Genomic DNA, 13,647 nt, shown 5'->3' with positions numbered 1-13,647 from the left:
CCCTTTTTTCAATTCATCAAAACCGCTCGTGCGCTTCATCCACCACTTCTTTTATCTTGGTTTCCCAATCGATGTTGCTTTCCCGGGTTTTCGGGAAAGTGAGATATCCCAGAAATTCAATATTTCCTTCTCCTCCCTGAATCGGGGATGGCGTGATTCCTTCCACCCGGTAATTCAGGGATTCGGCCAGCTTCACGGTATTCATCAAAACTTTCCGGTGCACTTTGGGATCTTTGACAATCCCTTTTTTGCCGACTTCTTCTTTGCCAGCTTCAAATTGGGGTTTGATCAATGCCACCACTTCCCCGCCGCGGCTGAGCAGGTCTTTTAAATTGGGAAAGATATGCTTTAAGGAAATAAATGAAACATCAATCACGGCAAAGTCAGGGATATCCCCTGTCAAATGTTCCGGTTTGACATACCGGAAGTTCGTCCGCTCCATCACGATCACCCGCGGGTCTTGCCGCAATTTCCAAGCAAGTTGTCCATAGCCGACATCAATGGCATACACCTGTTTTGCACCGTTTTGCAGCGCACAATCGGTAAATCCCCCGGTGGAAGCCCCGATATCCAAAAGGACGCGGTTTTTCAAATCAATGCCAAATGTTTTCACCGCTTCTTCCAGCTTTAATCCGCCGCGGCTGACATAAGGGTGAAGTTGCCCTTTCACCTCGATGGACACATCCACCGGGACTTTGGTTCCTGCTTTCTCGATCCGTTCCTGATTTACATAAACCAGTCCGGCCATGATGGATCGTTTGGCCTGTTCACGGCTTGCAAACAGGCCTTTTTGAACCAGTAAAGTATCAATGCGTTCCTTTTTTTCCACGTTCAACCCTCAAGCTTTTTGGATTTTTTGTGATAAAAATCTGTTAACAGTATCGGCAATGCCTTCCGGAGTTAATCCGACTTCTCTCCGTTGGTCATCGATGCTTCCGTGTTCCACGTAGATATCCGGAACCCCCAAAATTTTCACCTTGGGCATTTCGATTTCTTTTTGCTGGTAATATTCCAGCACGGCACTGCCGAAACCGCCAATCACCGCGGCTTCTTCCACCGTGATCAACGGGATGTTTTCGTCAGCCAGCTGATCCAAAAGCCCGGTATCCAGCGGCTTGGCAAACCGGGCGTTGATCACACGCGCATCAATGCCCTTTTCTTTCAACTGTTCAGCCGCTTCCAAAGAGGTTTGAACCATCGGACCCAGTGCCAAAATGGCCACATCTTTTCCGGGTCTCACCTCTTCCGCTTTCCCGATGGGCAACAACTTCAATTCATCATCCATGGGAACCCCGACCCCGGCGCTTTTGGAGTACCGGACGGCGACAGGCCCGTCGTTGTATTGGACGGCCGTATGGATCATGTGCTGCAATTCATTTTCATCTTTTGGCATCATGATCACGATGTTCGGCTGACTGCGCATATATCCGATGTCATAAATCCCCTGATGGGTTTCCCCATCTTCACCGACAAATCCGGCCCGATCCACTGCAAAAACCACATTCAGGTTCTGCCGGCAAACGTCGTGAACCAGTTGATCATAACCTCTTTGCAAAAAGGTGGAATAAATGGCGAGCACCGGTTTCATCCCTTGGGTTGCAAGGCCTGCGGCAAAAGTGACGGCATGTTGTTCCGCGATTCCCACATCAAAACAACGCTGCGGAAACTTTTTCTGAAAAGCTTCCAATTTGGAACCGGTCAGCATCGCCGGGGTGATCGCGACAATGCGCTCGTCTTTTTCAGCCAGCTTCACCAGGGTTTTTCCAAAAACCGAGGGGTAATTCGGAGGACCTCCTGCTTTCTTTTGAAAAGCACCGGATTCAATTTTGTACGTTCCGACTCCGTGGTACACAACGGAATCATCTTCAGCGGGCTTATACCCGTATCCTTTTCTCGTGATGACATGGACCAACACCGGCCCTTTGGTCTTGCCGGCCAAACGCAGGCTTTCCATCAATTCATCCAATTGATGGCCGTCTACCGGCCCGATATAAGTAAAGCCCAGATGTTCAAAAAAGACTCCGGATACCACCAAATATTTCAAACTGTCTTTTATTCTTTCCAATGTTTTGGCGAAAGGCACGCCGACGGTCGGAATCTTCTTCAAAAGATGCTGGATTTCGTCTTTCATCTTGTTATAGCTTTTGTTTGTGCGAAGACGGGCCAAATGATTGTGAATGGCACCGACATTCGGGCTGATGGACATTTCATTGTCATTTAAAATGACGATCATATCGCTTTGGGATTCCCCGATATGGTTGAGTGCTTCCAAAGCCATGCCGCCAGTCAGGGCGCCATCCCCGATCACCGGGATGACTTTGTAGTCTTCCCCTTTCAAATCCCGGGCCGCAACCATCCCCATCGCCCCAGACAAGGATGTGCTGCTGTGTCCGGTTTCCCAACAGTCATGCTCCGATTCTCTCATCTTCGGAAAACCGCACAACCCTTTGTACTGTCGCAAAGTGGAAAACATTTCCCGGCGGCCCGTCAAAATTTTATGCACATAAGCCTGATGGCCGACATCCCACAAAATTTTGTCTCTGGGACTGTCAAACAAATAATGAAGGGCAATCGTCAGTTCCACCACACCCAAATTGGAGGCCAAATGTCCTCCGGTCTTCGACAAACTTTCAATGAGAAACCGGCGGATTTCCTCCGCCAATTTCGGAAGTTCTTCCACAGGTAATTTTTTTAATTCATCTGGCGAATTAATCTGCTCGAGGTGCACGAAAAACGCCTCGCTTTCGCTTTCTTTTCATTTTGGTTTACATGACTTACTTGAAAAATAATAAGATGAGCAAAGGAAATTGACAAGTGGCTTTGGTCCGAAAAATCACTGCGAAAAAAGAGAGAGGTTGGAAGCGATTACGACACCACAAGGTCAAGTCCGCTTTTCACAGCAGCCTATCCCCGCTTTCACGGGATTTCCTCCGCCATCGTTGCCATCATGAATATGATCCGATACAGATGAGTCCTGATCCCTTTAAAAATGCAGTGACATCCTGAACATCCGTCATCTTTCCTTTGCCCGAATCCATTCAGAAAAATGCCGGCCGCAAGGACCGGTGCCGTTCATCGTTTCTCCAACGATGGATATGTATTTTTCCCGGTTCTCGCAAGTGGTACCCCTGGGGACGAGTACCGCATCAAGCAGGCTTTTCCGGCAAAATACAGCCTGCTTGTCATCTGACGGTTCCCGATGTGCATCCCTTTCCCTTTTCAAGAGACCCACTTGCTGAAAACATATTTTATTATAGCACAAGGCTCTCTCTTTATCATACATTGGCGTTAATGATCACGGGACAATAAATAATCGGCGATTTCCAACAACCGGGACGGTTCAATCCCCGGATGGGCCATCAACGTGTTTTTGGCATCCTCCGTGAGCAATTTCAGTCTTCTTTTGGATTCTTCAAGACCGAGCAATGACGGATAAGTTGCTTTATTGGATTTGATGTCGCTTCCGGCCGGTTTTCCAATCACTTCGGTGGTGCCGGTCACATCCAAAATATCGTCCTGGATTTGATACGCAAGACCGATTTGATAAGCAAAACGCGTCAAAGCATCAAGCACGGAGGATTCAGCCTGGCAAAAATGCGCTCCCATGCGCACCGAAAAGGCGATCAAATCCCCGGTTTTTCTTTTGTGAATGCTTTCCAGTTCTTCCAAGCTGATCTTCCGGTTTTCGCTCAACAGGTCATCCGACTGGCCTCCGACCATTCCGCGCGCCCCTGCACTGCGGGCCCCTTCTTCAATCATCGTCAGGGCCACTTCCGCAGGCAATCCTTCCTTTTTGGCCGCGGCGGCCATTAAACCGAATGCTTCCGTCAACAGGGCATCCCCGGCCAAAATGGCCTGAGCCTCCCCAAACACTTTGTGGTTGGTCAGTTTACCCCGTCTGTAATCGTCGTCATCCATGCTCGGCAAGTCATCATGAATCAGGGAATACGTATGAATCATTTCAATGGCACATGCAAATGGCATGGCTTTTTCGGGATCTTTTCCAAGCGACTCCACGGTGGCCAGCGTCAACACCGGACGCAACCGTTTCCCCCCGGCCAAAAGCGAATACCGCATGGATTGCCGCAACACATCGGGCAGGCTGTCCATCTGGTCCAAATATTGGTCCAAAGCCCGGTGGACCCGATCCGCTTGTTCCTTGATATATGATGTAATGGATTGCACTTACTCCAAATCCTCCTCTATTTCAAACGGTTTTTTCAGCCACTCTCCATTCTCCTTAACCAGCATCTCGACCTGATGTTCCGCCCATTCCAGCTTTTTTCCGCAGACATGGGCCAACTTCATCCCTTCATCAAACAACTGAATCGCCTGCTCCAGAGGAGTGTCGCCTTTTTCCAGCTGTTGCACCACTTGTTCCAGCCGTTTCAATGCATCTTCAAACGGCAGGGACTCGAATGCGGACAGATCTTTTGATTCAGTCATTGTTCTCCTCCTCCGCTCTGTACACTTGACATCTCAACCGCCCGTCAGCGAGACGGACTTGAATCAAATCCCCGGGCTCCGCTTGCCGGACGGATTTAATCAGTTCATTCTTATGAAGTCGGTAAACGAGAGAATATCCGCGTTGCATCACCTTTAACGGACTCAGTGCATCCAATTGGGCCAGTTGATGATGGTAGCGTTGTTTTTCGGTTTTCAACCGCTGACGCATCAGGGCCCGGCTGTCTTTGATCAATAACGCCAACTGCTCACTCAGTTTAGACAATTTTTGCGACGGATGGCAAGCCTTTAATTGAAACTTCGCTTCTGAAAAATCCCGTTTTTTGTTTTCAAGCGATGTTTGCATGGCATTTTCCAGCCGCGTCTGTAAATGATCAAGCCGTTGGGTGTATTGATAGAGGCGTGCTTTCGGATCCAGAAAGACAGCCCGGTTGACTTGGTTTTTGACCCGTTCTTTCATCCGATCCAAGACCGACTGCTCAGACTGAATCAAACGCCGGGTTAACTGAGTGGTTTGATTTTTCAGCTCCAACAGCTCGGGGACCACAAACTCCGCAGCTGCCGTCGGAGTGGGAGCCCGTAAATCGGCCACCAAATCGCTGATGGTCACATCGGTTTCGTGCCCGACCGCCGATACCACCGGCAATTTGGAACGATAAATGCTCCGGGCAACCACTTCTTCATTGAATGCCCACAATTCCTCCAACGAGCCGCCTCCTCTTCCGACAATCAATACATCCACTTCATCCATTTCGTTCATGTGATCAATGGCTTTGGCGATTTCCCGTGCCGCTTCATCCCCTTGAACCGAAACCGGATATAAAAGAATGGATGCAATCGGATAGCGCCGGCGAATCGTTACAATAATATCACGAACAGCGGCTCCGCTGGCAGAGGTAATTACCCCCACTTTTCCCGGAAACTTGGGCAGGGGCTTTTTTTCTTTGTCAAACAGTCCTTCCGCCGAAAGTTTTTCTTTCAGACGCTCAAAAGCGATGTACAAATCCCCGGTTCCGCTGAGCCGCATATCCTGCACATAAATCTGCAGATGACCGTTTTTCATGTATAAAGAAACATACCCGCGGATCAACACCCGGTCCCCGTTTTTGGGCACAAAGCGCAAACGGCGGTTGTTTCCCGCAAACATGACCGCATCGATGGCGGCTTGATCATCCTTGATGGTGAAATACATATGGCGGCTTTTCCGGTTTTGGGAGAAATTTGTAATTTCTCCTTCCAGCCAGATCTTTTTCAAATTTTCATCCAGATTCAGCGACGTATAAAGGTATTCCACCAGGTCAGTGACTGACCAGACATCGCGTTCCGGTTCACGGAACATAACTTCCCCTCACTTTGCCTTTTTAAATCACTTATCTTTTCCATTATAAAAGAAAGAGGCTCTCCTCCAACAGAGGAAGCCTCTTTCTTTTTCATTTAATTTGCACGTTGCCACAGCTTTTTCGCCGCCATGACGGTGTTTTTCATCAGCATTGCCACCGTCATCGGGCCGACGCCGCCCGGCACCGGAGTAATCGCCGAACAAACCGGCGCCACTTCTTCAAAGTTCACGTCTCCCACCAATTTGCCGGCTTCATTCCGGTTCATCCCCACATCAATCACCACGGCTCCGGGTTTGACAAACTCTTTGGTGATCATTTCGCCTCTTCCCACAGCGGCGACAAGAACGTCCGCCTGGCGGGTGTGATGAGCCAGATCCACCGTTTTCGAATGGCACAATGTCACAGTGGCATTGGCCTGTTGCAACAACATGGCCATCGGCTTGCCGACAATATTGCTTCTTCCAACCACAACCGCATGTTTCCCTTCGAGAGAAATTCCCGTCCGTTTAAACAATTGCATGATTCCGTAAGGGGTGCACGGCAACAAACCGTTTTGTCCGATCATCATCTTTCCCATATTGACGGGGGAAAAGCCGTCCACATCTTTGGACGGGGAAATGGTTGCAATCACTTTATCCGGGTCGATGTGAGCAGGTAGGGGCAGTTGCACCAAAATTCCATGAATGGCCGGATCCTCATTCAATTCTTTCACTTGATTCAACAACTCTTCTTCTTGAACGGTTTCCTCCATCCGGATCAACCGGGAGTGGAGGCCGATTTCTTCCGATGCCCGGATTTTACTCCGCACATAAGTTTCGGATGCCGGATTGTTTCCCACCAGAATGACGGCCAATCCCGGTTTCAACCCCTCTTCGGTTAATTGGCCGACTTCCTTTTTCAACTCCGCACGAATTTCTTTGGCGATTTGTTTTCCATCAATCAATTGATAAGACAACGCGCTCACTCCCTTAACATTAAAGGTTAATAATTAATTAATGTTCAGTTTATATGCTAAATACTTTGATGTAAAGACCTTCCGCAAACACTTAAAATACAAGCGTTTTCATATATAAAAAAGAGGGAAGGCCCCATCCCCTCTCCTCTTTATTCAAATTTATTGTTCGGTTATTTGCCCGGCTTCTTCTTTTGCCACTCTTCCCAAAATCCCGTTGATAAACCGGCCGGATTCTTCGCCGGAAAAAGATTTGGCCAGTTCGACCGCTTCATTGATCACCACGGCCTTGGGCACATCTTTTTCATATGACAATTCAAATATGGCCAAGCGCAAGATCATTTTATCCACGGTGGGAATCCGTTCCAATGACCAGCCTTTTTTCAACAAGGGGCGAAACACTTCATCCAGACTGGAAGCATTTTGCAAAACCCCTTCCGTTAAATGCAAAAAATGCGAGCGCTCTTCCCCCGCGAGTTCGGTACTGCGCACAGACACGATTTCCTCCCGCTCATCCGGGCGAAATTCACACTCATACAATGTTTGAATCACTTTTTCCCTGATCTCTCTCCTGCTCATCAACAATCCCCCAAAAAGAAGCCCGAGCCATTCAGCCCGGTCTTCGATCTTCCCACTTTATTTTAACCAAAAAACTGCACAAGCCATTCTTATTTCACACGTGGCGGGTTTGGCTCATTATTTTCATCCCCGGAATCGTTTGCCGGCATCTTGATGCCGCTGATTTTCACGGAAACTTGATCCACTTGAAGCCCGGTCATGTTTTCGATGGCTTGTTTTACTTCCTCCTGCACTTTACGACCCAGTTCAGGAATACTGAAACCATATTGTACCACAATGGACAAGTCAACTGCCAATTGTTCTCCCAAATCCACATGAATTCCTTTTTTCAAATTTTTGCGGCCCAACAACTGATTGATATTCGCGGCGGTTCCCCCGCTCAATCCGATGACGCCCTCGACGGAAGCCGCTGCAATCCCCGAAATAATTTGGATCACTTCCGGCGCAATCTCAATCTTGCCAATCGCATTTTGATCATACTCGTAGATTTCGTTCATTGATCCATACTCTCCTTATTTAATGGATTCTTCTCCAAGAAAAGAATGTCAAAATCCCCTTCGGCAAATTTCGGATGTTGCATCAGTTTCAGGTGGAACGGAATGGTTGTATGGATTCCGTCGATCGCAAATTCATTTAATGCCCGTTTCATCCGCTCAATCGCTTCATTGCGATCTTTTCCCCATACAATCAACTTTGCCACCATGGAATCATAGAACGGCTGAATCTTAAAGCCTTGATAACAAGCGCTGTCCACCCGCACTCCGTTTCCTCCCGGCTGCAGGTAGAATTGGATGGTTCCCGGTGAAGGCATGAAATCTTTTTCCGGACGCTCGGCATTGATCCGGCATTCAATCGACCAACCGTTGATCCGGACATCTTCCTGACGAAGCGAAAGTTTCTCGCCGGCGGCAATCCGGATTTGCTCTTTCACCAAATCCACACCTGTAATCAGCTCGGTAACCGGATGCTCCACCTGGATACGTGTATTCATTTCCATGAAATAGAAGTTTCCTTCTTTATCCAGGAGAAACTCCACTGTGCCGGCTCCCGAATATTGGACGGACCGGGCTGCTTTCACTGCCGCTTCCCCCATCTTTTCCCGCAATTCCGGAGACAATGCGGGAGAAGGTGCTTCTTCCACCAGTTTTTGATACCGCCGCTGGATCGAACAATCCCGTTCTCCGAGGTGAATCACATTTCCGTGCTGGTCCGCCAATACCTGGATCTCAATGTGACGGGGTTCCACCAGGTATTTTTCCAAATAAACACCCGGATTGCCGAAATTGGCTTCGGCTTCCTTCTGCGCAAGTGCAATCGCCCGTTTCAGCTCTTCTTCGTGATGGACCACACGCATTCCTTTTCCGCCCCCGCCGGCGGTTGCTTTCACAATCACCGGGAAACCGATTTCTTTGGCGGTCTGCACGGCCTCATCCACATCCTCAATCACTCCCTCGGTCCCCGGCACGACCGGCACCCCGGCCTCTTTCATGGTATCACGGGCCGTCGTCTTATCCCCCATTTTTTGAATCGCTTCCGGCGAAGGGCCCACAAACGTAATATTGCAAGCAGCGCATAACTCGGCAAAATCGGCATTCTCAGACAAAAAACCGTATCCCGGGTGAATGGCATCCACTCCGACCAGTGTTGCCGTGCTCATCAGGTTGGTCATATTCAAATAGCTGTCTTTGCTTGGAGCCGGACCGATGCAATAAGCTTCGTCCGCCAGCGTCACATGCAATGCTTCCCGGTCTGCCTCGGAATAAACGGCCACCGTGGAAATTCCGAGCTCCTTGCAGGCACGAATAATTCGCACAGCAATTTCACCGCGGTTAGCGATTAAGAGCTTTTTAAACATCGTCATCCTCCTTCCGCGGCCGTTATGTGGTTTTCACCAAGAACAAGGGTTGGCCGTATTCCACCAGTTGTCCGTTTTCCACCAATACTTTCACAATGGTACCGTTTACTTCCGCTTCAATTTCATTCATCAATTTCATCGCTTCCACGATGCAAACCACTGTATCTTTTTGAATGGTGTCTCCTTCTTTTACATAAGGATCGGCATCCGGAGCCGGAGCGCGGTAAAAGGTGCCAACCATGGGCGAAACAATTTTATGTAAAGTCGGATCATCTTCCTCCGCCGCTTGCGGTGCCGGTTCCTGAGCCTCCTGTTCCTTTGGCGCCGCGACGGGTTCCGGAACCACTGCTTTGGGGGTCGGGACAGCTTGTACAGGTGACGCTTGAGCAGCCGGTTCGGATGTCGTGAGCGTTGCAGAAGCTCCGCTGTTTGTGCCGGACTTTTTCATATAAATTTTGTTTCCTTCAAACTCGAGTTCAAACTCATCGATTTGAGATTCATCAATTAATCGGATCAGTTCGCGAATCTCATACGGTTTAAAATTCATCTTTAATTTCCTCCCTTAATTTCTGCCCAAAGCAAAATCCATGATAACGCTAATAGCATAACGCATTTTCAGTGGTTTGACCACCTCTTTACATAGTAAAACAACCGACCCGGTTTTACCAAATGTCCGTATGTAAAAAAATAAACCAGTTTCCTTGTTGAAACCGGTTTTTTGATCATTTCTTTTTTTCAGCGGTATGCGACGGTCACATGATGCGGATCGACTTGCAGATGCTGGCGGACCAGACTGATTAATTTCACCACTTGTTTTTTGTCCAGCTTTTCGCTTTGGACAATCACATCGACGTGCGGAAGATTGGTAATGACCACGGCATCCTGATAACCTTCTTTCCGGATCAGTTCTTCCAACACGGTCTCCTGATTGTCAATTTTCATCAATTGCTGGATTTTCTGATTGGCCTCTTCCACTTCCTTCTCGGGTGCTTCCGGATTGGTCAGCACTTGCATGTATTCTTCGACCATTTTTTGGCGCAACGTGCTCCGTTGCAACTGATAACCGACAAAAAAATCATTGGACTGGTTCTCCAGAACTTCCGCCGATTTTTGGCCGGAAGAAGACGGTTCATCGACCGGCTTGATATCCACTTTGATATCCCCTTGTTTTTCCTTGGCGGTTTGTGCCACCTGATCAGCCGGTTCAACCGGACCCGTCACGATATAATAGGCAGACAAAACGACCATGACGGACAACATCGTCACCAGCCATACCGTTTGTTTGTTCACCGACATTCAGACTTCCTCCTTTTTTATCCTTTCGGTAATACAGAAATTCGATGCACCGGAACATCCAACGTCCGTTGGACCGCTTCAATCACAATCGCTTTCACCTTCAGGTTTTCCACTCCGCGCGCAACGACCAACACCCCCCGCACTTGCGGTTTTAACTTCTTGATGACCACGGGCTTCTCCCCGTTTTCACCGCGGTAGTAAGCGGTTTTTTGATCTTCGGTGTCTTGGGTGACGGAACGTTTCCCGCCGTTTTTATCCGTTTCCGTCGTCACTTGGCGCGATTCCCTTTTATCCACTTGCAAAACCTCTTCCACCGTCGAATTCAAGTTGACGATGACGGAAACATCTTCCACCCCCACGATTTTGCTCAACACTTCCTCCAGTTCTTTTTCGTACCTCTGCTCGTATTCCATCATGCTGAGGGCATCATCTGAGGAAGAGGTCACGGCCGCCGGTTTGGCATCGGCTTCCGCTTGGGGAGAATCCTTTTTATCCGGCGGCAACGAAGCTTCTCTCACTTGGATGAAGGATGAAAGAATCATGATCGCCACCCCCGAAGCCCCCAAAATCAAAATCCATCCCAAGCGCTTCGACTTCTCCCCGTCCCCTGCCGTGTTTTGGAAAAGCTTTTTGAACATGTTTGCTTTTCACCTCCGTCTTTGATGGTTATGTAAAGCCGGTGGCCATGACCGTAACAGGCAAACATCTACTCCCCCTGCACTTCCACATGAATGTTTTCCCTGGGTACATTCCAATGGTTTTCAAGGTAATGTATCACATCCCATTGCAGTTTTTTCCGGTTTGCTTCCTGATCTTTCTCTTGCGTACCATCGCCGGATTTTCCCACATTGATTTCAACGGGTTCAACGGACCGGTCCGATTGCGTCGCCGGGGAAGCCAGGGGCCGCATGACCACCACGATGCCTTCAATCGCCTGCTCGTTTCCGTCCATTTTTAATTTCACTTCCGCTTTTTCCACTTTGGCTTGGAAGCGCTGTTGCAATTCGTCTTTCAGCTGTTCCCCGGCCCTTGATTCGGCTTCTTGCCGGATCCATTGTTGTTGTTCCTGCTTGAGGGCCTCCCCTTGTTTTTTTATTTCTTCCATCGAAACTTCCTTGGACAGTGCCGGGCTTGAACTGAGAAAGGCAAAGGATCTTAAATCATGGTCTTCCGAGAGCAATTGGAAAACGGGTGACAACATCGCCAAAATGATGAGCAGCCCCATCACCAATTTCACATATCTGTCCAGACGATTATTCGGCAATAATAAATCAATAAAGGTGGCGATCAAAACCAAGAGGACAATTTGCTTCAACCAATCACTCATCCAGGAGACCATCTGTTTCACCTACCTGATCATGGCGGAGATGTTACCGGCCGCTACCAATATGGTTACGGAGAGAAAAAACATGAGCCCGACGGTTGCCAAAGACGCAAAGATATAGATCAGTGTTTTGCCGATCGTGTTTAAACTTTCGATGATGGGACTGCTTCCCAAAGGTTGCATGACGGCAGCCGAAAAATTATAGATAAAAGCAAGCGATAGTATCTTCAACGCCGGGAAAGCGCAAATAAACAGGAGGATCAGCACTCCGGAAAGCCCCACGGTGTTTTTCACCAGCAAAGAAGCACTCATGACGGTGTCTGCCGCTTCGGAAATGGTTCTTCCCACCACCGGCACAAAATTCCCCGTGATGTATTTGGCGGTTCGAAGCGTAATCCCGTCGGTCACCGCACTGGTGGCTCCCTGAATGGAAATCACCCCCAAAAAGACGGCCAACAGCCCTCCCAATAAAGTGATACCGGTTTTGCGCAACAATCCCGCCAAGTGATTGACTTTGTACTTCTCCGTGATGCTGCTGACGATGCTGAGCACCGCCGAAAAAAACAACAGCGGAAAAACCACGGTATAGATCAACGTTCCGATGATGTGGATCATAAAAACAATCAAGGGATGAAAAAGGGATACGGACACCACGTTGCCCATCGTCACCATCAGCGTCATCATCAACGGAACCAGCGACAGCATGAAATCGGTCATTCGCCCGATCGCCAGCTTGGCCGAATCGACGGCGACATAAAAACTGTTCACCGCCAAAATGATCACCACCATAAACACGATGGCATAGGCCACTTTACTGACCTGATTTTGTTCAAACGCCGTCTGGAGCGTTTGCAAAATCATGCTGAAAACCGTAAGGATGATGATGCTGCCCAACAATTTCCCGTTGTACAGGACTTCATCGAAAAAATACCGGATCAAACCGCTTAAAACGTTCTTGAGGCTGAGACCGTTTTCCCCCGAGAGAATCAAATCAAAAATATCCTTTGAACTCTGCCCGTCCAAATATTTTTCATAATCTTGCGCAATTTGTTTCCAAAAATCCTCGACTTGTTCGGTTTGCAACTGATCGAGGCGGGAACGGATCATCTCATGGACCATCCGGGAATCCCCCTCGCTTTCAGCCGCAGCCAAGAGAGGAAAGCCTGTGATCAAAATCAAAATCCATCCAAGCAAAATCTTTTTCTTCATTCCCCTTCATCCTTACGCGGGCAGAATTTGGATAATGGTCTCAATCATCACGGTAATGATCGGGATGGCCATGACCATGATCAAAACTTTTCCTGCCAGTTCAATCTTGGAAGCAATGGAATCTTGTCCGGCATCCCTTGTCACTTGCGCCCCAAACTCGGCAATGTAAGCAATTCCGATGATTTTCAAGATGGTTTCCAAAAACAGGTCATTCACCTTGGCCAGATGCGCCAGATCCTTCAAGATGCCGATCACTTCCCCGATTTTGGTTGCCAGGAAGATAAAAATAACCACGCCGACAAACAGCGCCAATGAGAATGCAAAAACGGGGCTTTGTTCTTTTACGGCCAGGACAAGGAATGTGGTGATGAGGCCAAGGCCCGCCACCTGGATGATTTCCAAGCGGATCGCCTCCCATCAAGTACGAAACAAAAAGACATTTTTAATGGTTTGAAACAAATCCTGAAGCAACATTGCAACCATAAACAAAACGACGACAAAACCAAACAAGGTCACCCAATGAGCGAAATCTTCCTTGCCCATTTGTTTTAACACCGTGTGAATCATGGCCACGATGATTCCGATCCCCGCAATCTGGAATACCGAATCCAAATGGTAAGGCATAAAG

Annotated in this window: 16 protein-coding genes; all 16 read right to left on the bottom strand. The window is 48.5% G+C overall.

The features are described 5' to 3' along the window. Window positions 1–16 precede the first annotated feature (16 nt). The 16 genes from I8U23_RS00855 to spoIIIAC all read right to left on the bottom strand — a co-directional run bounded on the left by I8U23_RS00855 (window position 17) and on the right by spoIIIAC (window position 13,643). A complete protein-coding gene (locus I8U23_RS00855) occupies window positions 17–829 on the bottom strand; it encodes a TlyA family RNA methyltransferase (protein ID WP_037993838.1) in 813 nt (270 codons plus the stop codon). 9 nt (window positions 830–838) lie between these two features. Continuing rightward, on the bottom strand, window positions 839–2,728 hold the full coding sequence (gene dxs / locus I8U23_RS00850) for a 1-deoxy-D-xylulose-5-phosphate synthase (protein ID WP_037993843.1): 1,890 nt from the start codon (window positions 2,726–2,728) through the stop codon (window positions 839–841). 560 nt (window positions 2,729–3,288) lie between these two features. Next, window positions 3,289–4,185, bottom strand: a complete 897-nt coding sequence (locus tag I8U23_RS00845; RefSeq protein ID WP_049719945.1) for a polyprenyl synthetase family protein — start codon at window positions 4,183–4,185, stop codon at window positions 3,289–3,291. Next, the gene (gene xseB / locus I8U23_RS00840; protein ID WP_037993848.1) at window positions 4,186–4,446 is read right to left on the bottom strand and encodes an exodeoxyribonuclease VII small subunit; all 261 of its coding nucleotides are present in this window, start codon (window positions 4,444–4,446) and stop codon (window positions 4,186–4,188) included. Then, on the bottom strand, window positions 4,439–5,803 hold the full coding sequence (gene xseA, locus I8U23_RS00835; protein ID WP_037993851.1) for an exodeoxyribonuclease VII large subunit: 1,365 nt from the start codon (window positions 5,801–5,803) through the stop codon (window positions 4,439–4,441). Before xseA ends, xseB begins: the two co-directional genes overlap by 8 nt. A gap of 95 nt (window positions 5,804–5,898) precedes the next feature. Beyond that, entirely contained in the window at window positions 5,899–6,759 is an 861-nt protein-coding gene (gene folD, locus I8U23_RS00830; RefSeq protein WP_037993853.1) for a bifunctional methylenetetrahydrofolate dehydrogenase/methenyltetrahydrofolate cyclohydrolase FolD, read from the bottom strand. Between the two features lie 159 nt (window positions 6,760–6,918). Next, complete coding sequence (gene nusB / locus I8U23_RS00825; RefSeq protein ID WP_198050607.1) at window positions 6,919–7,335, bottom strand: transcription antitermination factor NusB; 417 nt, start codon at window positions 7,333–7,335, stop codon at window positions 6,919–6,921. Window positions 7,336–7,424: 89 nt separating this feature from the next. After that, window positions 7,425–7,832, bottom strand: a complete 408-nt coding sequence (locus tag I8U23_RS00820; protein WP_037993857.1) for an Asp23/Gls24 family envelope stress response protein — start codon at window positions 7,830–7,832, stop codon at window positions 7,425–7,427. Beyond that, window positions 7,829–9,190 (bottom strand): acetyl-CoA carboxylase biotin carboxylase subunit, encoded by a 1,362-nt coding sequence (accC, locus tag I8U23_RS00815; protein ID WP_049719944.1) that lies wholly within the window; start codon window positions 9,188–9,190, stop codon window positions 7,829–7,831. Before accC ends, I8U23_RS00820 begins: the two co-directional genes overlap by 4 nt. Before the next feature lie 22 nt (window positions 9,191–9,212). Beyond that, complete coding sequence (gene accB, locus I8U23_RS00810; RefSeq protein ID WP_049719943.1) at window positions 9,213–9,737, bottom strand: acetyl-CoA carboxylase biotin carboxyl carrier protein; 525 nt, start codon at window positions 9,735–9,737, stop codon at window positions 9,213–9,215. Between the two features lie 188 nt (window positions 9,738–9,925). Continuing rightward, window positions 9,926–10,486, bottom strand: a complete 561-nt coding sequence (locus I8U23_RS00805) for a SpoIIIAH-like family protein (protein WP_049719942.1) — start codon at window positions 10,484–10,486, stop codon at window positions 9,926–9,928. Between the two features lie 17 nt (window positions 10,487–10,503). Then, a complete protein-coding gene (spoIIIAG, locus tag I8U23_RS00800) occupies window positions 10,504–11,124 on the bottom strand; it encodes a stage III sporulation protein AG (protein WP_049719941.1) in 621 nt (206 codons plus the stop codon). Between the two features lie 68 nt (window positions 11,125–11,192). After that, the gene (gene spoIIIAF / locus I8U23_RS00795) at window positions 11,193–11,813 is read right to left on the bottom strand and encodes a stage III sporulation protein AF (RefSeq protein WP_165489748.1); all 621 of its coding nucleotides are present in this window, start codon (window positions 11,811–11,813) and stop codon (window positions 11,193–11,195) included. A gap of 21 nt (window positions 11,814–11,834) precedes the next feature. After that, window positions 11,835–13,019 (bottom strand): stage III sporulation protein AE, encoded by a 1,185-nt coding sequence (gene spoIIIAE / locus I8U23_RS00790; RefSeq protein ID WP_049719939.1) that lies wholly within the window; start codon window positions 13,017–13,019, stop codon window positions 11,835–11,837. 12 nt (window positions 13,020–13,031) lie between these two features. Beyond that, entirely contained in the window at window positions 13,032–13,421 is a 390-nt protein-coding gene (spoIIIAD, locus tag I8U23_RS00785; RefSeq protein WP_049719938.1) for a stage III sporulation protein AD, read from the bottom strand. Window positions 13,422–13,436: 15 nt separating this feature from the next. Beyond that, window positions 13,437–13,643, bottom strand: coding sequence for a stage III sporulation protein AC (gene spoIIIAC / locus I8U23_RS00780; protein ID WP_037993870.1), 207 nt, complete (start codon window positions 13,641–13,643; stop codon window positions 13,437–13,439). Window positions 13,644–13,647: the final 4 nt, after the last annotated feature.

Origin of the sequence: Thermoactinomyces sp. CICC 10735, from assembly GCF_016055175.1 — a bacterium.
In the GTDB taxonomy this organism is placed as follows: Bacteria; Bacillota; Bacilli; order Thermoactinomycetales; family Thermoactinomycetaceae; genus Thermoactinomyces; species Thermoactinomyces vulgaris.
Note: the sequence above shows the minus strand (reverse complement) of the source record. Positions and strands in the feature narration are given on the sequence as shown.